This window comes from Variovorax sp. LjRoot84, assembly GCF_964254305.1.
GTDB lineage: Bacteria > Pseudomonadota > Gammaproteobacteria > Burkholderiales > Burkholderiaceae_C > Variovorax.
In genome coordinates this window covers 145,186-167,127 of record NZ_CAXUTE020000001.1, presented here as the reverse complement: position 1 = coordinate 167,127, position 21,942 = coordinate 145,186, and the positions used below count along the sequence as shown (strand labels likewise).

25 protein-coding genes are annotated in these 21,942 nt (G+C 66.0%); 10 read left to right on the top strand and 15 right to left on the bottom strand.

Features of this window, described 5'->3' with window-relative positions; genetic code table 11:
• The first annotated feature begins 239 nt into the window (after positions 1-239).
• Complete coding sequence (locus ACSQ9I_RS00880) at positions 240-818, top strand: hypothetical protein (RefSeq protein ID WP_436311967.1); 579 nt, start codon at positions 240-242, stop codon at positions 816-818.
• A 13-nt stretch (positions 819-831) separates the two neighbouring features.
• Here ACSQ9I_RS00880 and ACSQ9I_RS00875 read toward each other — a convergent pair whose 3' ends face one another.
• Genes ACSQ9I_RS00875 through ACSQ9I_RS00865 form a run of 3 tightly spaced genes read right to left on the bottom strand, consistent with a single transcriptional unit; the run spans position 832 to position 3,274 of the window.
• Positions 832-1,923 carry an SMP-30/gluconolactonase/LRE family protein gene (locus ACSQ9I_RS00875; RefSeq protein WP_436311966.1) on the bottom strand — a complete coding sequence of 364 codons (1,092 nt, stop codon included), beginning with the start codon at positions 1,921-1,923 and terminating at the stop codon, positions 832-834.
• A complete protein-coding gene (locus tag ACSQ9I_RS00870) occupies positions 1,920-2,444 on the bottom strand; it encodes a hypothetical protein (protein WP_436311965.1) in 525 nt (174 codons plus the stop codon). Before ACSQ9I_RS00870 ends, ACSQ9I_RS00875 begins: the two co-directional genes overlap by 4 nt.
• Positions 2,445-2,452: 8 nt before the next feature.
• Positions 2,453-3,274, bottom strand: a complete 822-nt coding sequence (locus ACSQ9I_RS00865; RefSeq protein ID WP_436311964.1) for an alpha/beta fold hydrolase — start codon at positions 3,272-3,274, stop codon at positions 2,453-2,455.
• Positions 3,275-3,431: 157 nt separating this feature from the next.
• Between ACSQ9I_RS00865 and ACSQ9I_RS00860 the strand changes: the two genes are divergently transcribed.
• A complete protein-coding gene (locus tag ACSQ9I_RS00860; RefSeq protein ID WP_436311963.1) occupies positions 3,432-6,263 on the top strand; it encodes an ATP-binding protein in 2,832 nt (943 codons plus the stop codon).
• Here ACSQ9I_RS00860 and ACSQ9I_RS00855 read toward each other — a convergent pair.
• Positions 6,260-7,462, bottom strand: coding sequence for an aromatic ring-hydroxylating oxygenase subunit alpha (locus ACSQ9I_RS00855; protein WP_436311962.1), 1,203 nt, complete (start codon positions 7,460-7,462; stop codon positions 6,260-6,262). The genes ACSQ9I_RS00860 and ACSQ9I_RS00855 overlap by 4 nt on opposite strands.
• A 268-nt stretch (positions 7,463-7,730) precedes the next feature.
• Here ACSQ9I_RS00855 and ACSQ9I_RS00850 point away from each other — a divergent pair, with 268 nt between their 5' ends.
• The 5 genes from ACSQ9I_RS00850 (at position 7,731) to ACSQ9I_RS00830 (ending at position 10,621) form a co-directional block, all read left to right on the top strand.
• Positions 7,731-8,324: a TetR/AcrR family transcriptional regulator gene (locus tag ACSQ9I_RS00850; protein WP_436311961.1), complete on the top strand. Its 594-nt coding sequence runs from the start codon at positions 7,731-7,733 to the stop codon at positions 8,322-8,324.
• 177 nt (positions 8,325-8,501) lie between these two features.
• Positions 8,502-8,909 (top strand): MAPEG family protein, encoded by a 408-nt coding sequence (locus ACSQ9I_RS00845; RefSeq protein WP_436311960.1) that lies wholly within the window; start codon positions 8,502-8,504, stop codon positions 8,907-8,909.
• A 177-nt stretch (positions 8,910-9,086) separates the two neighbouring features.
• On the top strand, positions 9,087-9,299 hold the full coding sequence (locus ACSQ9I_RS00840) for a hypothetical protein (protein ID WP_436311959.1): 213 nt from the start codon (positions 9,087-9,089) through the stop codon (positions 9,297-9,299).
• A 657-nt stretch (positions 9,300-9,956) separates the two neighbouring features.
• Positions 9,957-10,148 (top strand): hypothetical protein, encoded by a 192-nt coding sequence (locus ACSQ9I_RS00835; RefSeq protein ID WP_093104516.1) that lies wholly within the window; start codon positions 9,957-9,959, stop codon positions 10,146-10,148.
• A gap of 212 nt (positions 10,149-10,360) precedes the next feature.
• Positions 10,361-10,621 carry a hypothetical protein gene (locus ACSQ9I_RS00830; protein WP_436311958.1) on the top strand — a complete coding sequence of 87 codons (261 nt, stop codon included), beginning with the start codon at positions 10,361-10,363 and terminating at the stop codon, positions 10,619-10,621.
• A gap of 309 nt (positions 10,622-10,930) precedes the next feature.
• On the opposite strand, the gene ACSQ9I_RS00825 is transcribed toward ACSQ9I_RS00830, so the two are convergent.
• The 8 genes from ACSQ9I_RS00825 to ACSQ9I_RS00790 all read right to left on the bottom strand — a co-directional run bounded on the left by ACSQ9I_RS00825 (position 10,931) and on the right by ACSQ9I_RS00790 (position 16,349).
• A complete protein-coding gene (locus tag ACSQ9I_RS00825) occupies positions 10,931-11,296 on the bottom strand; it encodes a hypothetical protein (protein WP_436311957.1) in 366 nt (121 codons plus the stop codon).
• Between the two features lie 214 nt (positions 11,297-11,510).
• On the bottom strand, positions 11,511-12,191 hold the full coding sequence (locus tag ACSQ9I_RS00820) for a hypothetical protein (protein WP_436311956.1): 681 nt from the start codon (positions 12,189-12,191) through the stop codon (positions 11,511-11,513).
• Positions 12,192-12,338: 147 nt separating this feature from the next.
• A complete protein-coding gene (locus ACSQ9I_RS00815) occupies positions 12,339-12,770 on the bottom strand; it encodes a universal stress protein (protein ID WP_093104525.1) in 432 nt (143 codons plus the stop codon).
• Positions 12,771-12,780: 10 nt separating this feature from the next.
• Complete coding sequence (locus tag ACSQ9I_RS00810; RefSeq protein ID WP_093104527.1) at positions 12,781-13,497, bottom strand: TerC family protein; 717 nt, start codon at positions 13,495-13,497, stop codon at positions 12,781-12,783.
• Positions 13,498-13,641: 144 nt separating this feature from the next.
• A complete protein-coding gene (locus tag ACSQ9I_RS00805) occupies positions 13,642-15,033 on the bottom strand; it encodes a sensor histidine kinase (RefSeq protein WP_436308309.1) in 1,392 nt (463 codons plus the stop codon).
• A complete protein-coding gene (locus ACSQ9I_RS00800) occupies positions 15,020-15,694 on the bottom strand; it encodes a response regulator transcription factor (RefSeq protein ID WP_093104530.1) in 675 nt (224 codons plus the stop codon). The genes ACSQ9I_RS00805 and ACSQ9I_RS00800 overlap by 14 nt, the downstream gene beginning before the upstream one ends.
• A 70-nt stretch (positions 15,695-15,764) precedes the next feature.
• A complete protein-coding gene (locus tag ACSQ9I_RS00795) occupies positions 15,765-16,148 on the bottom strand; it encodes a hypothetical protein (RefSeq protein WP_436292262.1) in 384 nt (127 codons plus the stop codon).
• Between the two features lie 33 nt (positions 16,149-16,181).
• A complete protein-coding gene (locus tag ACSQ9I_RS00790; RefSeq protein WP_170855548.1) occupies positions 16,182-16,349 on the bottom strand; it encodes a hypothetical protein in 168 nt (55 codons plus the stop codon).
• Between the two features lie 273 nt (positions 16,350-16,622).
• Here ACSQ9I_RS00790 and ACSQ9I_RS00785 point away from each other — a divergent pair, with 273 nt between their 5' ends.
• Entirely contained in the window at positions 16,623-17,111 is a 489-nt protein-coding gene (locus ACSQ9I_RS00785; RefSeq protein WP_093104533.1) for an adhesin, read from the top strand.
• Between the two features lie 74 nt (positions 17,112-17,185).
• Positions 17,186-17,641, top strand: a complete 456-nt coding sequence (locus ACSQ9I_RS00780) for a GNAT family N-acetyltransferase (RefSeq protein ID WP_436302341.1) — start codon at positions 17,186-17,188, stop codon at positions 17,639-17,641.
• Here the strand turns inward: ACSQ9I_RS00780 and ACSQ9I_RS00775 are convergent.
• A complete protein-coding gene (locus tag ACSQ9I_RS00775; protein ID WP_436311955.1) occupies positions 17,622-18,887 on the bottom strand; it encodes a nucleotide disphospho-sugar-binding domain-containing protein in 1,266 nt (421 codons plus the stop codon). The genes ACSQ9I_RS00780 and ACSQ9I_RS00775 overlap by 20 nt on opposite strands.
• Here ACSQ9I_RS00775 and ACSQ9I_RS00770 point away from each other — a divergent pair.
• On the top strand, positions 18,828-19,490 hold the full coding sequence (locus ACSQ9I_RS00770; protein ID WP_436311954.1) for a MarR family winged helix-turn-helix transcriptional regulator: 663 nt from the start codon (positions 18,828-18,830) through the stop codon (positions 19,488-19,490). The genes ACSQ9I_RS00775 and ACSQ9I_RS00770 overlap by 60 nt on opposite strands.
• A 27-nt stretch (positions 19,491-19,517) precedes the next feature.
• On the opposite strand, the gene ACSQ9I_RS00765 is transcribed toward ACSQ9I_RS00770, so the two are convergent.
• A complete protein-coding gene (locus tag ACSQ9I_RS00765; RefSeq protein WP_436292257.1) occupies positions 19,518-20,807 on the bottom strand; it encodes a phospholipase D-like domain-containing protein in 1,290 nt (429 codons plus the stop codon).
• Between the two features lie 70 nt (positions 20,808-20,877).
• Positions 20,878-21,816, bottom strand: coding sequence for a hypothetical protein (locus ACSQ9I_RS00760; protein ID WP_436311953.1), 939 nt, complete (start codon positions 21,814-21,816; stop codon positions 20,878-20,880).
• Positions 21,817-21,942 lie beyond the last annotated feature (126 nt).

The window sequence follows — 21,942 nt, the reverse complement described above, 5'->3', positions numbered from 1 at the left end:
GGTGCATGTGCCGATCGCACGCGGGAACCGGTGCAGATGGCGCGACTATCGATGCGCCCGGTGACGGTGCTGTGACGCGCCGAATCGGGCTTGACCGTCTTCCGCGATCTCGGCGCTCGCAAAGGCATTGAAGGTTCGTGCAGTTGTGCGCAATTCGCGGCGCGGCGCACGATGTAACCCGTTTGCCTGCATTCGACCGCGTTTGACAATGGCACGACACCTATTTCGAGCCTCAAGTCATGAACGCATCTCGCCTTCTCGAACCGCTCTTTCGCATCCCGCGCGGCCTTTGGGCCGTCTTGGCGGCGCCCGTGCCGATGCGGCCGGCCGCGCGGGCCAAGCCTCGAAGCGAGGCCCCGGCCAGGCGCGAGTTCCGTCCGACGAGCTTCGAAGCGGCACGGCCCGAGGTCGAGCCGGTTGCCGTTCAACCGGCTGCTCCCACGCCAGTCATGAAAGCGCCCACGATCGTCGTGGAAGTCCCTGAGGCCGAAGCGCCCGTCGGCGCGAAGACGATGCGCTCGCTCGAAGAGGTGAGGGCCGACCTGGCGCGGCTGCGCCAGACGGCCAGGGAGCGGCATGCGCTGGCACAGCAGCCAGCGCGCCATGTCGACACCAGCTTTGCGCGGACCGACTTCATGGAGATCCCCGAACCCTTGCCCATGTCCTCGCCGCGCAAGAAGGACGATTCGGAGTTCGAGGCCACGGCCTTCGTGGGCATCCCCGAACCCCTGCCCATGCCGCGCAAGAAAGTCGACTCGGAATTCGAGGCCACGGCCTTCGTGGACTTCGCCTACCCGATACCGCTGCTGGCCAGATAAGACCCTCCGTCGGCTAGCGGGCCGGCGCGGGCAACTTGAACCGGACGAGATTCCATCGCGTCACTTTCTCCTCCCACTCGTCGCCCTCTGCGGGCGTGAGCGGCAAGGCAAGGTTCGAGACGATCATCCAGTCGTCTTGCGCGACAGTGCTCGCCGGAAACAGCAGTCCCCGCGGCGCCCCGTCGCTGCCGATGCCATCGAACTCGCCCGCGCGAACCACGGTGCGGCCCTTCTCGTCGAGCCCCAGCACCACGTCAGCCTGGTTCGATGCGATCCACATCAGGCCGCGGTGGAACATCAGGCCGTCGGCGCCATGCACGCTCTCGGCGACGATGCCGAGCGGCCCCGCCGGCATCGGCATGCGCAGCAGGCGTCCGTCGCCGGCGTTGTTGACATAGAGAAGGCTTTCGTCGGCATTGAACGCGAGCCCGTTGGCGCCGAAGGGCAAGGTGCCGGCCGTCGCGAGCAGTGGGTCGCGCGATATCGGCACCACGGCACACGATGGCGCGCAGCTCGTCGCCCGCTCGATGCGATAGATGGCGCCCTGGAACGAGTCGGACACGTACAGGTTTCTTGCCTTGTCGAACACCATGCCGTTGGGCGCCGGGAATCCGCTGGACCCGAAGGTGATGATGTCCTTGCTGCCTTCCGGATTCGCGACCGGCCTCGGCAACGGCGTGGGCGGCACCAGGGCCGTGAACACAGCGACGTCTTCCACCGGCGTGGCGGAGGTGAAGGCGGCATCGATGCGCTGCAGCTTCGATGCACCGAAGTTCAGGATGTAGAGCTTGCCGTCTGCAAACTCGATGCCGGTCAAGGGCGTCGGCCCGAAGCTCTTCTGCGCGAGCAAGCGTCCATCCGCCGAATAGCGAAGCAGCTGGTTGTTGCGTGCCGACTCGGGCATGCGGGCGTCGAAGGTGCCGACGTAGATCTCGCGGTTCGCGGGATTCGAGGCGAGTCCTTCCGGATGCCGGACGTTGTCGGGCAGGGTCACGAAGGGCTGCACCTTGATGCGAACGGGCCCTTCTTGATCGGCCGCTTGCGCGCTTCCTGCGGCGCCGAAGACCGCGAGGGCCATCGCAACGAGGCATCCGGACGCGTTCACGGCCCTGCTCCCTGGATGCCCGCCGCAGGCGCATCGGCCCGCAACCGGTGAAGGCGGCGCACCTGCAGCGCGGCGCCCACGACGAAGACGACGAAGAAAAAGCCGACCAGTTTCTGCAGCGCCGGGTCTTCGGGCCCCGAGAACAGCGGCGCGCCGAGCGGCAGGCGGGTGAAGGTTTCGGTCAGCCCCGGAATCATGTGGAAGAAGAAGGTGGCGCTGTAGCCGATGGTTTCGACGTAAGGCGACGCGCGACCGAAGCTGCGCTTCTTGGGGCCAGCGAGTGCTGCGATCCCGAGCACCACCAGCGTGAGCACACCCAGCGCATGCGGCTTGCCGAAGCCGCCGTGCTGGAAGATGCCGAAGCCGGTGAGACAAGTCAGCACGGTGGCCCAGATGTAGGCCCTGCCGAGGCGGTTACTGGGCAGGATCTCCCGGTGGCGGATGAGCGCGAGCAAGCCCGCCGCCAGCGCCACCAGGCTGATGGCGGTGTGGATCGCACCCAGCGGTGTGAGGCCGAACATGGCGACGCTCAGTCTTCGAGGAAGGCCAGCAGGTCGGCGTTGACCCGGTCCGGCTGCGTGGTGCAGATGCCGTGCGACTCGCCCGCATAGATCTTGAGCGTCGAGTTCTTCACCAGCTTGGACGCCATCGCGGCCGATGCGCCGATCGGCACGATCTGGTCGTCGTCGCCGTGGATGAAGAGCGTGGGCACGTTGAACTTCTTCAGGTCTTCGGTGAAGTCGGTTTCGGAGAAGGCCTTGATGCAGTCGTACTCGGGCTTGATGCCGCCGAGCACGCCGATGCCCCAGAACGAATCGATCACGCCCTGGGAGATCTTTGCGCCGGGCCGGTTGTAGCCGTAGAAGGGAACCGCGAGGTCCTTGAAGAACTGCGAGCGGTTGGCGGCCACGCCGGCGCGGATGTTGTCGAAGACCTCGATCGGCAGTCCGCCGGGATTCGCCTCGGTCTGCAGCATGAGCGGCGGCACGGCGCCGATCAGCACGACCTTGGCGACGCGCTTGGTCCCGTGCCGGCCGACATAGCGGGTCACCTCGCCGCCGCCGGTCGAATGGCCGACCAGCGTCGCGCCCTTCAGGTCCAGCGACTCGATCACCGCCGCGAGATCGTCCGCGAAGGTGTCCATCTCGTTGCCCTCGGCCGGCTGGCTCGAGCGGCCGTGGCCGCGCCGGTCGTGCGCGATCACACGCCAGCCGTGCTGCAGCAGAAAGAGCATCTGCGGGTCCCACGCATCCGCATCGAGCGGCCAGCCGTGGGAGAAGACGACGGGCTTGCCGGTGCCCCAGTCCTTGTAGTAGATCTGGGTGCCGTCCTTGGTGGTGACATAGCTCATGGCGCTGCTCCTGGTTGGGGTGGAAGGGAGGGGCTCGAAGGTACGAGCCGAGCGCCTGGCCGTCCCGGACGGGCGCTGAAATCTCCTGAAAAAGCGAAGCCCTGCCCCTAAACTCGCGCGTCTCAGCCCAGGCCAGCACGTCCGTGCCTCATCCGCGATGAACCCCGCCGCCTCCGCGCCTTCCTCGTTCGAATTCGGCAGCTGCCGGGTCTTGTTGCAGCGCCGTGAACTGCTGTGCGAAGGCCAGCCCGTGGCGCTGGGCGGCCGCGCCTTCGACATCCTGATCGCGCTCATCGATGGGCGCGGTTCCGTGGTGACCAAGGACGAGCTGATGCGCCTGGCCTGGCCCGGCCGCATCGTCGAGGAGAACACCCTCGAGGCCCAGGTCTCCGCCTTGCGCCGCGCCCTGGGCGAAGACCGCAACCTGATTCGCACCATCGCCGGCCGCGGCTACCAGTTCGTCGGCGAGATCAGCGACGGCGCCAGGGTGGCCACCGCCGTGGCGAGCAACGGACATCTGCCGGTGAGCCTGACCCCCTTGATCGGCCGGGAAGCGGCGCTGCGGGAGATCGTCGAACTCGCCGCCACCCATCGACTGATCACGCTGGTGGGCACCGGCGGCGTCGGCAAGACCCGGTTGGCCCTGGAGGCCGCCAGACGCCTGGCGCCGCTGTTCCCCGATGGCGTGTCGCTCGCGGAACTGGGGCCGCTCGGCGCGCCCGAATTCGTGCCTCCCGCGGTGGCGCAGGCGCTCGGCTTTCCGCAAGGTGCGGGCACCCCTTCGCTGGACCGCATCGCCTCGGCGATCAGCACCCGCCGCATGCTGCTGGTGCTCGACAACTGCGAGCATCTGGTCGAGGCAGCCGCTCAGATCGTCGAGAAGCTCCTGCACGCGGGCGCGTTCGCCAGCGTCATCGCCACCAGCCGCGAAGCGCTGAAGGCCGACGGGGAATACGTCTACCGCGTCGCCTCGCTCGACGTGCCCGCCGAAGAGAACCAAAACGTCGCCGATGTGCTGCGGCACGGTGCGCTGCAGCTCTTCGACGCCCGCGCGAGCTCGGTGGCGGGCGCCGGCCGCAGCGAGGACCCGCGTGTGGTCGCGCTCAAGGCCCGCATCTGCCGCCAGCTGGACGGCATCCCGCTGGCCATCGAGCTCGCGGCGGCACGCGTGCGGGTGTTCGGCATCGAGGGCGTGGCCGAGCGCATCGACGACCGCTTCAACCTGCTGACCAACGGTGCCCGCACGGCATTGCCGCGGCAGAAGACGCTGCGCGCCACGCTCGACTGGAGCTACGAACTGTTGTCGGTTCCGGAGCGCGAAGTGCTGGGCCGGCTGAGCGTCTTCGCCGGCCCCTTCTCGATCGACTCGGCGACGGCGGTGGCGTCGTCTGCGGAGATCCCGACCGACGCGGTGGTGGACTGCCTCGCGCAGCTGGTCGAGAAGTCGCTGGTGTCCGTCGACGTCGCCGCGGCCATGCAATACAGGCTGCTGGAAACGACGCAGGTCTATGCGCGCGAGAAGATGGCCGCGAGCGGCGTGCTGCGCGAGTACGCGCATCGCCATGCGCAATACCACTGCGAGCTGCTGACGCGCGCCGAGCTCGAATGGGAGACGCGCCCCACCGTCGAATGGATCGCGGTCTACGGACGCCATCTCGAAGACCTGCGCGCAGCCATCAACTGGAGCTTTTCGCCGGAGGGCTCGCCCGCCCTCGGCGTCGCCTTGACCACCAGCGCGGTGCCGCTCTGGCTGCACCTCGCGCTGCTAGAGGAATGCCTGGCCCGGGTGGACGAGGCGATCACGCATCTGAACCGCGAACGCATCGTCGACGATCGCTCGCACATGAGGCTGTACGCCGCCAAGGGCGCGTCGCTGCTGTACCAGGGCGTCGGCCTGGAAACGGGCGCGGCCTTCCAGCGCGCGCTCGAATTCGCCGAGCGCCTGGGCGAGGCCGAGTACCAGTTGCGCGCGATCTGGGGCTTGTGGTGCGTGAGCTACCTGACGGGCAGGTACGAGGCATCGCTTTCGCTGGCCCGGCGCTTCTCGGAACTGTCGGCCCCCTTGCCCCACCAGGCCGACCGCCTGATCGGCGAGCGCATGGCCGGCATGTCGCTGCTCTGCCTCGGGCGACTGGCCGATGCCCGCGACGGGCTCGAACGCATGGTCGGGCGGTATGCCGCGCCGGTCTATCGGTCGCACCTGATCCGCTTCATCTACGAGCAGAAGATGATTGCGCAGAACTCGCTCGCGCACACCCTCTGGCTCCAGGGCTTTGCGGACCAGGCGATGCGGGTCGTGCAGCAGGCGACGGAGGGTGCGCGCGCCATCGACCATCCGCCTTCGGTGTGCTACGTGCTGACGGAAGGCGCGTGCGCCATCGCGCTGCTCACCGGCGGCGTCGCCGCGCTGGCGGAGCCCGCGGCATCGGCGATAGACGCGACGCGGCGGCACGGCGTATCGACCTGGAAGGCGCGCGGCCGCATGTGGCGCGGCTTGCTGCTGCTGAGCCAAGGCGACACGGAGGCGTATGCGCGCGAACTCCGCCCGGCCTTCGACGAGATCGGGGAAGCGCTCTTCGTCCTGCACTACACGGGCTACGTTTCCGCCGCCTGCATGGAACTCGGCCTGCAGGGATGCGTGGCCGAAGCCTTCGAACTGATCGAGGCCGCCATCGGGCGCGCACGGCAGGCCGGCGATCGGTGCTCCGTGGCCGAGCTGTTGCGCGTGAAGGGCGAGCTGCTGGATCGCGAGCCCGCTTCGAAGGATTTGGCCGAAGCGCAGTTCATCGAGGCCGTCAAAGCGTCGCGACAACAGGATTCCCTGGCCTGGAAGCTGCGATGCGCGACGAGCCTTGCGCGGGCTTGGCTGCAACAGGGGCGTCGCGTGGAAGCATGCGAACTGCTGGCGCCCGTGTACGCACAGTTCACGGAGGGTTTCGACACGGCCGACCTGCAGCAGGCTCGCGCCCTGCTCGGATCGATGCGCTAGCCCTCGCCCGCGGGCACGAGCGTCCCGCCGATCGCCGCGTCGATGCCGCGATGAAAGCGCAGCACCCCGTGTTCGAGCCGACCTGCCTGCAAGCCCGCGTTGGCGCCGCTGTGCAGGCCGCGCTGGATCGCCACCGCCGTCGCGATGTCTTCCTTCTGAAAGACCGTCTCCTCGATCAGCCGGAAAGTCTTTTCCCAGTGCGGAATCCAGTCGTCGCCGGTGCGCTCGGGAGGAATCAACATGGTGTGCATCCACCGCACTTCGCCGACGGCCGGCGAGAACATGCCGATGAGGCTGACATAGTCCGGGTGCCAGATCAGGAAGGTGTTCGGGAACAGAAACTGTGTCGGCGTCGCAAGCTTGCACAGCGCGCCGCGGTCGCGTGGCGTCTCGAATGCCTCGAAGGCTCCGCGCCGGGCGACCAGCGAGTCCTGATGCGGGCCGGCATCCAGGTTGACCGTGTACGCATCGGCGAAGAACGGATAGATGGTGTCGCGATGCAGGACGCGGATGTGATAGCCCTCGAGGAACGCGTCGACGGTGAGCTTCCAGTTTGCGGCATACACCCGATCGATCTTGCGGAACACCTTCATGTCCGCCAGCCCCAGCCATTGCAGGTGCTCTTCGAGCCCTTGCAGGAAGCCGGCGGCCGAGAACGCCGGGCCAGGCGTGCGCTTCACGAATATCAGCCCACCGGCTTCGGCGCAGGGCAGTTCGACCAGATGGAGCGTGGCCGGGTCGATCCCGTCGAAAGTCTCCGCATGCAAGCGATGACGCAAGTGCCCGTCGAGCCCGTAGGTCCAGCCGTGATACGGACAAACCAGTGTCTTGCAGCTTTTGGCCTTTGCGGGCTCCGGCCCTTCGGCTTGAACCAGCGCCATTCCGCGGTGCCTGCAAACATTGAAGAACGCGCGGACGCGACCGTCGCCGGATCGGGTCACCACCATGGGCACGCCGAGCACATCGAATGGCAGCGCCGATCCTGCAGGCACTTCCGAGCTGTGCGCCGCGACGATCGGCCACTGCGCGAAAAGAATGTCCTGCTCCTGCTGCCAATGGTGACGGTCGGTGTAATGGCTGACGGGCACCGTGCCCGTCTCGGTTCCCATCTCGCGCTCGCCGGTTGAACGGGCGTGATCGAGCCGGTGAATCAGATCGGCCAGCGTCGCAGGCGGCGGAGCAGAGGTCTGCTGTGTCATGGCGGGCGATCCCCAGTTTCGAGTTCGAAGGCGCCCTGAAAGCTTATGTGAGATGTACGCTCGGCGTGTTCGGTTTTCCCGCCCATGCGCGCGCGTCGCAATGGCACGTGCTCCCCCCTCGTGGCGCCCGCCCGGACGAGCGGCGTTGCGGCTCCACGGAAAGCAAGTGTTCAGCTTTGGAAGATGAAGTCTTCGGTGCCACCCCAGCAGACAGCACATGATCTTGACTGTTAAGCCTCGCCGCAAGCCTTCGCAGGCGCGGGCGTGGATGACCTCGCGCGCCATTCAGGATGCCTTCGTCCTTCTTCTGCTCGAGCGCGGGTACGAGAAGGTGTCGATGCGCCATATCGCGGCGGTCGCGGGCGTCGGCCTTGGTACGCTCTATCAGTACTTTCCGGGCAGGGATTCCATCGCCGCCGTCACCGTTCGCAGCCGGCTGCGCGGATTGGCCGCGCGCGTGGAAGAGGCTGGCGTCGCTTCGAGCCCGCGTACGCTGGAGCAGATGGTTCATGCCCTGGCGCAAGCGCTTGTCGGAACCTTGCTGGGCCAAGCTGCGGAATGGCGAGCCCTCTTTGTTCTGGAGCGGCGCATCTCCTCTTCCGAAACCTATCGCGAGCTCTACAGGCAGTTTGTTCATCTGTTTCGCGATGCCTTTGCGTCGGCATCGGACTGGCCTGCGGAGTTCGATCGCGAGCGCGTCGCCTTGAATGCGTTCTCCATCGTCGATGCCATAGCCAAGCACGCATTGCTCGTGCAAGAGTCCTGCCCCGACGCGGGCCAGGTGGTGGAAGACGTGGAATGTGCGGTCAACGGCTACTTCCTGCTGGAGAGAAGAAAGTGCGGAGGCGCGCGGACGCGCTAGCGTTGGCTTCGCTGCAGACGCCCATGGTTATCTCGACCCTGACATCCTTGAGGCCACGCAAACTGCCGGTGATGAACCACACCTGCGGTGCGGCGGCTTTTTCGAGCAGGGACCGCATCCTTTTGCAGGACCGAAACGTCTTCCGAGTACCTGCGTATCCACGCCGGGGAGGCAACCATGAGGACCGAACTTTTCTATCTGCTGCTGACCGCCATCCTGACCGGCGTTCTCTGGATTCCCGTCGTCATCGGGTATGTGAGGTCGCGCGGGCCGCTGACGCCGGCCGCCTACAAGACGCCGCCGACGTCACCGCTGCCCGACTGGGTCACCCGCGCCAACCGGACGCACCAGAACGCAGTCGAGAACCTGGCGCCCTTCGCGGCCGTGGTGCTGATCGCGTACGCCGCTGGCATATCCAGCGGGGTGACGGAGGTGTGCGCCGCGGTCTACTTCTATGCGCGCCTGGCGCATGCGGTGATCCACATCAGCGGCTTCGGGCGGTTCTTCGCGCGCACCGTGTTGTTCACGGTGGCCTGGTTGGCGTTCATTACCTTCGCAGTGGTGGTGCTGATGCGCGCGCTGTGAGGAGCGCATCCGCATGATGGCCTGTCCTGCTCCCTCCCCCTGGAGAGGGCGGGGGTGAGGGCACGCAGCGCCTCCGCCCATGATCAGCTCGCTCCGCAGCAAGAGCCCCTCCCGCCGGCATCGGAAAACCATGGCTAACATTTCACAAGAATACTGGATGAATGTACAGTGTCGTCCATGGACCGCGAAATCTGGATTGCCGTCTGTGCGCACCGGCTGCAACGACAGTGGCGCACCGTAGACCCCGAGCAGCTCGACGAGCTGGCGGCGGATTTGTGGGAGGACGAGAGGCTGCGGGCCCTCGCGCCCGACGATGCGGCCACGCTGTGGCTCGAGCCGCTGGCATCCGCGGGTGGGCAGCATCCCGGTCGGAGCCGCCTCGGGGGCTAGGTTGATTGGGCGGGCCGCCAGAGTCAGCGCCTCATCCGTGCGATATCTCACACATCGAGCGAAGCAAGACAAATGAATCCTTTGGTATTCATCTTGGCGCGCTCAAAATCAGGTCCCATCTCTTACGAAGGCTTTGACAGCCATGGAGACTTCTTCCTCTTTCCGACGACTGCTGAGCCTTCTGGCGCAGATCGGCAGACGAGTCGTCGCGCGTTCAGCGAAATCTGCGTCAGGTCAGACGCTCGGTGTGCGTTCCGCCTACCGAGTACCGCCCGGGTCAGCTCCCATGAGGTCGGAGGCTCCTGCACGGTCCTTGGGTTCGTCGAAGCCTCGGGCGTCGGTGCCGCCGGCACCTGCGGTCGCCACAGGCGTACGCGATCGGGCCAAGACGATGCGCTCGCTGGATGAGATGAGAGCCGATCTGGCGCGCCTTCGCGCGAGTTCCAGGGAGCGCCACGCGCCTGTTCCGATCAAGCGTCAAACCACCTTCGACGCCACCGTTTTCGCCAACTTCACCGAAGCGGCAGCTACGGGGAACACGGTTCCCCCTCAGGACTACTCCCAGACGGTGTGTTTGCCTCGCAGTGCTTCCAAGTCGCCGTCGAGAAAGTAGATCGGTGGGGCACACGAGCTTCCAGCCGCTAAACCTCTAGAGCCATGTCAAGACGATTCAACACCCACAACCGCTTCGCTGCCGAACTCGACAGCGCCCCTTCCCGGCTGGAGGACCTGACCCTCCACCATCGGCTCGAGGAACGTGAGCAGCGCGCTTCCGGCTGGCGGCGCAACATGGGCGTCGCCGCGCTTGTGGTTGTTGCGGTGCTCGTCGCGATGTTCATCGCGTGGTGAGGGGAAACGCTGCTGGTGCGAGACCGCACGCAGGAGCCTCCGCACCCCTTCATCAGCCTGGTGCTTAGCCACCTCCAGCAAGACCGCGAGCTCCTGCGCAATTGGCCGACGACGGCCAAGGGCGGAAACCTACAGGAGGAGCGCGCGTAGACGAAGCCCCTGCTTGCACCAGTGGCTCCAGTATCCAGCCTGGTCAACCAGATGGACATGACATGAGAGCTGATGCACTACCAAGCGCAACGAACGTCGACACTGCGCGCCGCAACGGCGTGGTTTGGACTGCGTTCATTGACGAATATGAACTCGCCTTGCGCTCGGTCGAGTGCGACTACCCCGTGCTCGATCCCGATTCCACCGAGTTCAAGGAGGACGTGATGCTCGGGGTCTACGAGGCGATGAAGGGTCTTGTGAAGCAAGGCACCCCGCCCGCTCTGGCAGTCAGGCTGGCTGCGGTCCAGCGCTTCGGCAATTGACGGATGCACTGGCGTTCGGCATAGCCACCCAAGCCGAATGCGAGTACCTTCCGGTCATGAGCACGAGGGCCGCACGTCGCGAGTACTTGGAGGCTGTCGCTGAATTTCAGCGAGCGCTTCAGGAGTTCTCTGTCGGCATGGGCCGCGTCCTCGATCCGTCCCTGCCCAATCACTCGCCGCAGGACGGCGTGCAACCGACGGCAATCACGGAGCTGCTTGGGCCCCGCAAGCCGGCCCAGCGCGCGCCGCGTGCTCAGCGGCTGATAGACGGCGCAAGGAAGGCGTGATCTCCCTCGGTGGCGGGCGCTCTCAGGTGTAGAACGCGTCCTCCAGTTCGTCGAGCGCCTTGCGGGCAAGCCGAATGGCTTCGTCGATCTGTTCCAGCGTCAGCGGAGGACGCGCAGGTGCGGACTGAAGAGCGTCGTTCAACTGCTCGCACGCCGCTTCCCAGACGAGCAACCCGCGCCGGCGGGCAAGATCCGTTTTAGTCACTGCGTTTCTCCTGCGGCGAACCGCGAAGGCGAAGTGTGCGCCATGGAGCGCGAATGGACGCACGGAACTGTTCGCGCTGTCGATGCCCAGAACAGTGATAGGACGTGCGCCGCCCTCCGGAGCGGCGACACGGTCATGATCGGCGACTGCCAGGCGCGATTTATCGCCGATGAGGACTTTCACGAGATCGTGGCCGAAACGCGCCCGTCTCTCCCGGGACTCCGGGTGCTCCTGGTCGATTCAATGGCGAGCGAGCTGCTTACCCCCTGACCAGGGGGATCCTTGGGCCCAGTCCTCGCGCTTGCCAGTCCTCGGGTCCGTCTTGCGGGAATACAGGCGGTATTCGCCTGAAGCGAGTTTGCGAGACGCTGACCACCACAGGTTGACGCAAGCCAAGTCAACCGCAGCGCGTCGCCTTGCTCTCCGCCTTGTTGATAAGCCATGTCAGCAAGGTACCGGGCACGAGAAAGCCGAGGGTGACCAAGATGCCGTGCAGCAGATGAGCCAAAGGTTCGTTCAGCCCTGCGACGTGCTTCATAGGCGAAAGCCAGGGTGACAGATTCAGGAACAGGACGACGAGCACTATCGAGGGCCAGAGCAGGCTCACCCCGCGACGAGCGCTTGTGACCCATGCGTACGCGACCAAGGCTGCAGCAAACACACCCTCTAGAACCCAGGATGCAGTGCCCAGCTTGCCCCACAGCCCATAGCCCAAATGGGTCTCGGCGTGTGGGTACAGCGCCATATCGTTGTTGTGCACGGGCAAGTCCGCGAGGAAATGCGAAAGGGCCGCGACGAACGCCAAGGTCGCGACCCGCCTGTCTCGCAGGAAAAGCGCGCCCCACATCGCTGACCAGAACAACGCGGCCAGCAATGAGTGGTCCCAATCTATGAACGTGAGGTCGAAGAAGAGGTACGGGCCGGCGAGCGGATTCGGCGTCACGCGATCCCAGCCCAGAACGATGAAGGTGCCATCAAGAATGTCCAGGAAACCCGCGCCGAGCATGATTGGCAAGGCGGGTACTTTTGGATAGCGTGCTTTCAGCGCCATGCCGATGGCGAAATGACCGACGTACATGAGAGGATGTTAGAGCTTGAACCGGCTGTTCATCGTTGAACGCGGGTGACCGGCGCCGGCATCAGGGCACCGACACGCAACGGCACCGGTTCAGCTCTGGCGACGGTCGCCACGGACGTGGCGCTCATCTCGACCAGCTCTTCCCATTCAGGAGCTGATGACCTGGGGGTCGCCGCTCGCACCCAGGTGCTGGCGCACCTGCTGCGCCATCGAGCCGAAGATCTTTCCTGCCAGACCGGGTTCATCGCTGCCGAAGACGATACGGCTGCAGCCGTAGTCGCGAGCGGCCATGGCAATCGTCTCGGCACTGCGCCCCACCAGCACGATGCTTGTGTAGCGGACCCCAGCCAGGTTGAGCAGGCTCTGTGCGTACTGCAGATCCTCGGCGCCTGCGTCCAGCTGCAGGTCGAGCAGCTCGCGTGTGCCGAAGAGCATCGCAACATGACCCGAGACCTTGGGCTGCACCCGCAGCAAGCGAACGGTCACCCGCTCGGTTCGGCTCATGCGCACGACCTGCTCGATGGCCGAGCGCGTACGAGCCGGTTCATTCGGGTCGATAGGTACCAGAATGCGCGTCATGCGGGCACCTTCAGACGGCGGGTTGCTTCTTGGTCGCTTGTAGTTGTTGTTCGCGGCGCTGCCCGCGGCGGGTGCTCAGCCACTTGCCGATCGCCACCACGAACATGGCACCGAGCGCCGGGACCACCGTGTGCAGCGCGTGTTGATTGGCGGCCAAGCCGACGATGGACGGATCTGTCATCGCCATTTCGCCGGCCACCCAACCGAGCAGGGCGGCGCCGAGCACGATGATGATCGGGAATCGATCCATCAGTTTCAGGATCAAGGTGCTGCCGAAAATGATCAGGGGAATGCTGATCACGAGACCGAACACAAGCAGTGGAACATTGCCCTTCGCTGCAGCAGCGACGCCGACGACGTTGTCCAGGCTCATGACCAGGTCGGCAACCACGATGGTCTTGATGGCCGCAGCCAGACCGGCGTGGCCTTCCATGCTCTTCCCCTCGTCCTCTTCTTGAAGCAAGCCAATGCCGATCCAGAGCAGCAGCGCTGCGCCGACCAGCTTGAGGTACGGCAGGGTCAGCAGATAGACGGCAAAGAAGGTCAGGACCACGCGCAACACGATGGCGCCGACGCTGCCGAACAGGATTGCCTTCTTTTGCTGGGCGGGCGGTAGCGAGCGGGAGGCCATCGCTATGACGACGGCGTTGTCCCCGCTCAGGACGATGTTGATCAGGATGATCTGCGACAGGGCGATCCAGAATTCGGCACTCGACAAAAGCGACACGGTGTCTCCTCGGTAAATGGTTCGGAACCACAGCGGTTCCGCCCTTTTCGAGCGTAGAGACCTGTCCTGTCACCTTTCTGCCGGCGCGCTGACAGCCGGTTGTCTGCGAGCTGTCAGTAAGCTTACAGAGCGCTGCTGCGCCGATCAGGCAGCGCGCAATGGGAAGAAGACGCTGAAGGTGTTGCCCACGCCGTCGGCGTCTTCCTCCAGCGTGATGCGCGCGCCGTGCAGCGTGGCGATCTCGCTGACGATGGCGAGACCGAGACCGCTGCCATCCTCCTGCGTGCCGAGGAGGCGGTGAAAGCGTTCGAAGATGCGGGCACGCTCCTCGACAGGGATTCGGAGGCCATCGTCGCTGATGGCCAGGCGGCATTGGTCGTTTCCGATCTGGCCGGCCTGCACGGTCACCCGGCCGCCCGACTGGCTGTAGCGGATCGCGTTGTCGATCAGGTTATTGACCAGCTCACGCAAGCGGTCCCGGTCGGCGTCGATCATCAGCGGATGATCGGCACCTTCGAAGCCGAGGTCGATGTTTCGCTTGATCGCCTGCGGCACCCACTCCATGCTCACCTCCAGGGCGTGAGCATTCAGGTCCAGCGGCTGCAATTGCATGGAGTCGAGCGCACCGGGCTCGTTGCGGGCCAGCGAAAGCAGCTGGCGCACCAGCCTCGACAGCCGGTCGGCGCTGATATAGAGCTGCGCGAGCGAATGGCGCACCCGCTGCGGATCGTTCTCCCGCAGCGCCAGCTCGATCTGGGCCTTCAGGCCGCTGACCGGTGTCTTCAGCTGGTGAGCGGCGTCCGCCACGAAGCGGTTCTGGAAATCGAAGGTGCGCCCAAGGCGTGCCATCAACTCGTTGACGTCATCCACCAGCGGCCGCACCTCTCCCGGAACGTCGTGGGTGTCGATCGGGCTCAGGTCGAGGTGCGAGCGGTCTGATACGGCACGCCGCAGCCGCTGCAGCGGCTCGAGCCCACGCGAAACCCCGAACCAGACCACCGCTGTCGCCATGACGATCAGGAGCAGCTGCGGCAGCACCACATTGGCGACCATCTCCCAGGTGAAGCGCGCTCGCTTGTTGAGCGTTTCGGCCACCTGCACCAAAACCAGCGGAGGCCCGGCGTCCGGACCGATGGGCATCCACGCCACCATCATTCTCACCGGCTCCCCGCGCACCACATCGCCGTAGAAGTCCGGCTTGGCGGTCTTTTCAACGCGCGGTGGAGGCAATTGCGCATCGCCGCCCAAATTGGCTCCGTCCTCGCCGACAACGCGGTAGAAGAGCTGGTCTTCCTGATCCAGCAACAGGATGTTGGCCGCGACCTCCGAGAGCTCGAGCCGGGGACGTGTTCCGTCGAGCTTCACATGCAGCGCGATCTCGCGTCCGATCTCGTGCAGCGCGCGGTCGTAGGCGAGGTTGGAGAACCGCAGCGAGTTCCAGTAGGCGGCGGCGGTATCGAGCACCAACAGTACGGCGAGCGGCCCGAGCAGCCAAGCCAGCAGCTTGCGCTGCAGCCGAGGCTCAGGCCTCCACATCGCTGCTGTCGATCAGGTAGCCCATGCCGCGCACGGTGCGGATCTCGCAACCGAGCGGCTCCAGCTTCTTGCGCAGCCTGTAGACGTTGACCTCGATCGCGTTGTCGCCGACCTCTTCGCCCCAGCCATAGAGATGGTTGACCATGTGCTCCTTGCTCACGACACGCCCCGCGCGCATCAGCAGCAGTTCCAGCAAGGCGAGTTCGCGCGGCGACAGATCCAACGGCCGCTTTTCGTGGAACACGCGGCGGCCCACGGTATCGAAGCGCAGCCGACCATGCTCGAGGTAGGGTGTGGACCGGGTACTGCGGCGCAGCAGCGCCCGCACGCGCGCTTCCAGCTCCGGCAGGTCGAACGGCTTGGCCAGGTAATCGTCGGCGCCCAGATCGAGCCCGCGGACACGGTCTGCGAGGGTGTCGAAGGCGGTAAGCATCAGCACGGGCGTCGTGGACTTGCGCCCCCGGAGGCGCTTCAGCACATCCAGTCCGCTCAGCCCCGGCAAGCCGATGTCCAGGATTGCCAGGTCATAGATGCCCAGGGCGAGGGCATGGTCGGCCTCCTCGCCGGTGGAGACGACGTCGACGGCATGGGCGGACTGCACCAGCGCGCGCGAAAGCGCATCCGCCAGCACCCGGTCATCCTCGACGAGCAATATCCGCATTGATTTCCTGACTGCGTGTCTCCTGGCGATGCTAACCGCAAGCCTCTTGCGCGCCAGGCCGTTTCCGGTTTCACAGAGCGCGCCATGCGTCGAGGCAGTGAGCGGCAAGTGCGGTGATCCAGAAGGGCTCATCCGGATCGAAGGCGAGTCCGAACCTGGGAGAGACGATAAAGCCTGCCCTCTCGAACGCAGACGAATCCGCGGTGCGAATGAAGGATGCAAGCACGGTGAATGGCACCGACAGATTGCCGATGTTCACCACCGGCGCTTGCATGGTGATCTCTTCCAACCTGCCGCTGTCCTGAAATCGGTAGATGACCGATTCGTAGTCGAGCTCATGGAGTCCGACGCCGTTTCGGCTCGTTCTCGTGGGCTTGCCTCGCATCTTCACCACCGCTTCTCTTGAAGACGAGAACGGTGTTTGATCGACGCTGATGAACGGGTCGAGGTTCATTCGATCACCTGCGCGGCTGCAGCGTCGGCCCGATCAGCCGCGAGACACGAACAGCACCAAGAGCCCGAACACGGCCAGTGCGTGGGCTCCCGCGCGAGTCGACTCGACAAAGGGGTAGACGAGGATGCCGGCCAGCTGCACCAGCAGCAGGACTGCCGAGGGATGACGCCGGGTCTGAGCAAGCGCTCGAAGGTAGTTCATGGGTGGTCCGTGGGCTGTTCAGAGCAGGGGCGCGAGCATCGGGCGATTTTCTACACTTGCCCAGCCGCTGGGCGAGGCGTGTGACTTGCACAACTCGTTACGACGCGCGCGGGCCCAACGTATCAGCCCTTCATCTCGCCGACAGCCACTTCCCACACCCATGAGCGGCACATCCGCACATGGCGACATGCGACGCCTCGCCTACGGTTCACCCCGAACTGGCCGCAAGCCGGTTCGTTGTCAGTGACCATTCAATGAAAGGGACCGTCACACATGAAGATGCATAACCAACACCGTATCGCGCTCGGCGCATTGCTCGCGGGTCTTCTCGCCATGAGCGGATTCGCCCAGGCACAGTCCGTCGGCGTGGGCGTAGGCGTGGGTGCCGATGTCAACACATCGGGCAAAGCCAATGCAGCGCCCAAGCAAGGCACTACGGGTGCAGGCGCCAAGGCCGGCGCGCGCACCGATGCGGGCGCGCAGACGAGGGCTGGTAGCGCAGGCGCCGGAACGGCGACCGAAGCGGTCGGCAACGCGACGAGCGGCGCCGGCGGAACCATCGGCGGCGTGGTCGGGGGCGCCACGGGTGCAGTGGGTGGCGCGACCAATGCGGTCGGCGGCGCCACGAATGCCGTGGGTAGCACGGTCGATGGCGCGGCCGGTGCCGCGGGCTCGGCCGGCGATGCACTGAAGCCCAGTGGCGCCGGCGCCAAGGCCGGCGGCAAGGCTCAAGGGTCGGGCTCGCTCGGCGTCAGCAAGTAAGCAAGAGGTCGGTCGCAAAGGCCCGCAGCGCTCGCGCGTTGCGGGCTTTTTTTTGATTGAGAATCGCGCGACATATGAAGATCGAAATCGACGACCTCTCGCGCCCCGAAATCCATGCACTGCTCGATGAGCACCTGCAGAACATGTATGCGGTGTCGCCGCCCGAGAGCGTGCACGCGCTCGATATGGCCAAGCTTCGCCAGCCCGGGATCACCTTCTGGTCTGCTTGGAACGGCTCGCTCCTGCTGGGTTGCGGTGCCCTCAAAGAACTGGATCTGGAGCATGGCGAAATCAAGTCGATGCGCACGCCCAGCGCACTTCGCCGCCAAGGCGCCGGACGCGCGATCCTCGCCCACATCATCGAGGTCGCAAGGTCTCGCGGCTATCGGCGCCTGAGCCTCGAGACGGGCCCGCAGGAGGCCTTCGAGCCTGCCCACAGACTCTACGAGAGTTTCGGGTTCGCGCGCAGCGGGCCCTTCGGTGGCTATGCCGAAGACCCGTACAGCGTGTTCATGACGATGCGGCTGTAGCCATCGTCACGTCGCCACGCGCGCGTTCGCGAAGGTGCTCGATCACTGCGTCGGCAGCGCGACCGGCGCCATCGACATCGATGTAGTGCTGCCGCGTGCGCGCGGCGGCCGCCGCGTATGCCGGCTGGGTGACGATCTCGCGCACCGCCCGCGCAACCTTCGCTTCGTCCGCGCGTCGCGGGCCGATCGCGATGGCCATGCCCTGGCGCACGGCCAGGGCCACGTTGAGTTCCTGCTCAGGCTGCAGGGGAAAGCCGACAAAGGGAGTGCCGCCGGCCATTGCCGTCTGCACGCTGCCCTGGCCGCCCATGATCAGCGCCACCGCGACGCGCGGCATGATGCGATGGCTTGGGAGGATGCCTTCCACCAGGACGTCGGAGTTCTCCAGGTCGCGCAGTTCATGGATTGTTGCGCCAACGAGCACCCGCAGGCCCGCATCACGGACGCCGGACACGACACGTCGTATGTACGCCGGCGTGCTGGACGACAGGCAGACGTAGGCCGTGGATCGCGCATCGCCGAGGAAGGCTTCCACGCGCGCGGAAATGGGCAGGTCGAGCCGGGCATAGAGCGGGCCGACGTAGCGCAGCCTCGTGTCTACCCGGTAGGCCCCGTGACCATTCGGCCTCCATGCCGACATGTCGGCGTCGGAGATGCCGAGCACCTCGGGAACGTCGGTGACCAAGGTCAGATCGCCGAGCATCAGCGCGGCCAGGCTGGGCACAGGTTCGACGCCGAGTTCCGCCGCGATCTCGTTCAGGAATGCGACCGGCCCACGCATGCGCGGCGGCCCGAGATTGGCCATCAGCTTCTGCATCGGAGCCGGCAGCCAATCGAGCTGGGGAACCGGCGACTGCGATGGTGCGGGTGCAAGGCCCTGCTCGAACACCGGTGGAACATAGGACCCGCCATGCGAAGCGGCGAGCGGGATGCCGACCACCCGCGCCGAAAGGTAAGCCGTCAGCGTGAACCCGATCACGACCATGCTGGCCGCGTGCGCACGCAGGAACTCGACCTCGCTGCGCACGCCGGCGCGCACTTCGTCCGCCGGCTGGAGCCGGGCGCCGGGCTTGCCGAGCGTGACGATGCCGGCCAAATATTCCTCGCAGCGCCGGTCGTCCATTGCCGGTGCCAGCAGCGTGTAGGGCATGCCTGCCTCGTCGAGCACGCGCGTGTAGGGGCCGCCATGCGTGGCGACGGCGATCTGTTCGCCGCGCTGCACAAGCGCGCGCGCAATGGCCAGCATGCGCGAGGTCTCGGAGAGAAAGCCGCAGTGGGGGAACAGCGCGATCATGGTGCCACCTCACTTCAGGAGTCGTCAGGCCGATCGAATATAGGTAATATATTCCCTATGGAGTTGCGCCGTCAAATTCTTAGCCTCGGACTCGAGGCCGATCGCGATGCCGAGCAGGCCGAGCGCGTCCTGCTGTTCCGGCTTCTGCTCGCCAACGGCATGGAGCTGCGCACGCGCATGGATCGGCAGCTTTCGGACAGCGGCCTCACGACCCAGCAGGCGATGGTGCTGCAGGTGCTGCAAGGTCAGGCCGAGGCGCCGACGCTCAAGCAACTGGCCTCAACGCTGGCAATGAGCCACCAGAACCTCAAGCAGATCGCCAACGTGCTCGAGCGCAAAGGCTTCCTCGAGATCACCACGGACGAGCAGGACGGCCGCGTGCGCCGCCTGCACCTCACGAAGCAGCACCATCGCTTCTGGAAGCGCCGGAACACGGACGACCACGCGAAGGTCGGGCAGTGGACAGCGGCGCTGTCGCTCGCCGAAGTTCGCGCCCTCGTGCGAGGGCTGGACAAGCTGCATCGCGCATTGATGCAATCGAGGGGTGAGCGATAGCCGGCGGCATCGCCCGAGGCGTCCGTCTCACAGCAGCTCGTTGAACACGTAGAGCACGTTGTCCTTGCAGCGGTGCCACAGCCCGCGGCGCGCCCACGCGTCGGCCTGCAGCTCGATGCAGTCGCGCGTGTCGCGCTCGAAGATCTCCTCCAGCTGCGCGGCCAGCGCCTCGTCGCGCAGGCCGAGCGTGATCTCGTCGTTGGTCTCGAAGGAGCGGTCGTCGAAGTTGCTCGAACCGATGGCGCACCAGGCGCCGTCGATGGTCATCACCTTCTGGTGCAGCAGGCACTTCTGGTATTCGAAGATGCGCACGCCGCCGGCCAGCAGCAAATGAAAGTTGCGGTGTGCGGCGTGCTGCACCATGGGCATGTCGGAGGCCTCGGTCGAAGGCACCATCACGCGCACGTCGACCCCGCGCTGCGCCGCCTCGCACAGCGCGTCGATGGCCTCGCGGTCCGGCAGGAAGTAAGGGTTCTGGATGCGGATGCGCTTGCGCGCGACGCACACCACCAGGTGGTGCAGGATCTTCACCGCCGGCGGCGAGCCTTCGGGCTTGAGGCTCGCGACATGCACCGCCACCTCGCCCACGCGCTCCAGCGGCGGGAACACCGCGTCGCCGACGAACAGCTCGCCGGTGTCTTCCACCCAGTTCTCGCTGAAGGCGGCCTGCACCGCATGCACGATGGGCCCGCGCAGGCGCACGCCGAGGTCGCGCACGTGCTCACGGTCTTGCCCGTCGCCGAGCCAGCCGTCGACGATGCAATGGCCGCCGACCAGCGCCACCTTGCCGTCGACCACCACCAGCTTGCGATGGTCGCGGTCGTTGAAGACGCCGATGTTGCGCACGTGGCGCGGGTGGTGCATCGCGAGCCGGCAGCCGGCCTCGCGCAGGCGGCGCGAGGCGCCCTCGCCCATCTTCTTGCCGCCATCGGCGTCGACCAGCACGCGCACCGGCACGCCGGCGCGGCGGCGTTCGACGAGCGCATCGACCAGGCGCGTGCCGAGAACGCCTTCTTTCCACAGGAAGGTCTCGAAGTGCACCGAGCAGGTGGCGGCGCGGATCTCTTCGAACATCGCGTCGAAGAAGGCACCGTTCGCCAGCAGCTCGACCGCGTTGCCTTCGTAGATCGTGCCTTGCGTCAGACCGGACAGCGACGGCATCAGTTCGGTGATCGGCGCATCGCAGTCGATTACGAGGCGTGGATCGCGGTGCCGGCGGATCGACCAGATGACGAGCCCGAGCAGGACGACCAGGAGCGCCAGCACGAAGGCGAGTGCCGAGGGCCACGAGAGCGTTGCCAGGAAACCATCGCTCATGTAGCCCTTTCGCAGAATGCCGGTGCGCGGGATCGTAAGCGCTGGACCGGCACCAGGCCCTGGTCTTCGATCAGCGGTAGCCGGCCTCGTTGGCGTTGTGGATGATCCAGATCAGGTTGCCGCTGGAGAAATCGCCCATGCCGCCGCCGGCGAAGATGAGGCGGCCCTGGCCCTTGTAGGTCATCTCGAAGCGATGCCGGTCGGCGCCGAAGTAGAAGGGGATCCAGGCCTTGCCCGTGATGTAGGCGCCCTGGTCGGTGGGCGGGCCCGCGAGGTCGGTCACCTGGCGCGCCGGCATGCCGATCTGCAACTTGCTGAACTTGCTGTTGGGCGCGGGGTTGCCGGTGATCTCGCCCTCGTAGTCGTTCAGGCCCTTCACGGTGCGGCCGCTGCCGGCCTCGACCTTGGATGAATCGACCACGTTGCCTTGCGCGTCCATGCCGGCCTTGGCGACGCCGCCGCTCGAACGGGCGGGTGCTGCCGGTTGCGGTGCGGGTGCCGCGGCAGGTGCCGGCGCTGCGGCCGGTGCCGCGGCAGTCCTGACGGGCTCTGGCGGTGCGCAGCGTTCGAGGTCGACGATCTTCTGCTTGGCCCTGGTCACGAAGCGATAGCCGCTGACCTTGGTGCTGATCTCGCCGCCTGCGAAGCCGGGGGCGGCGGTCCTGCAGCGGAAGTAGATCGCATCCGTGTCATCGACCTCGTAGTGCCCGGCTGGCACCCCGCGGCCCTTGGCCTTGGCCTTGGCAAGGTTCAGCGCCACGGTCTTGCCGACCAGCTCCTGCCTGACGCGCTTCTCGTTGCCGTTGCCCAGCACGCCGGTGAGCTCGCCGTAGCTCATGCCCTCGGGCACCGGTGGCGCGGGGGGCGCGGCCGGTGCCGGTGCCGCCTGGGTTGCCGGCGCCGGAGCGGCGGCTTGAGAAGAGGTGCGGGACTGCGTCGAGCAGCCCGCGGCCAGCACCACGATCGCGGCCGTCATGGCCAGGGTGGAAAAAGGGATCCTCAAGGTCACGGTCGAAACTCCATTGTTGATATTGATGGCCGCGTTCGAGCGGCTCGGCATTCTGGCCGACGATGGGAAATGCGTTAGCATCTTTTTCCCACCCCCCTCCCCAGCCAACGCACCGCCAGCGGTGCG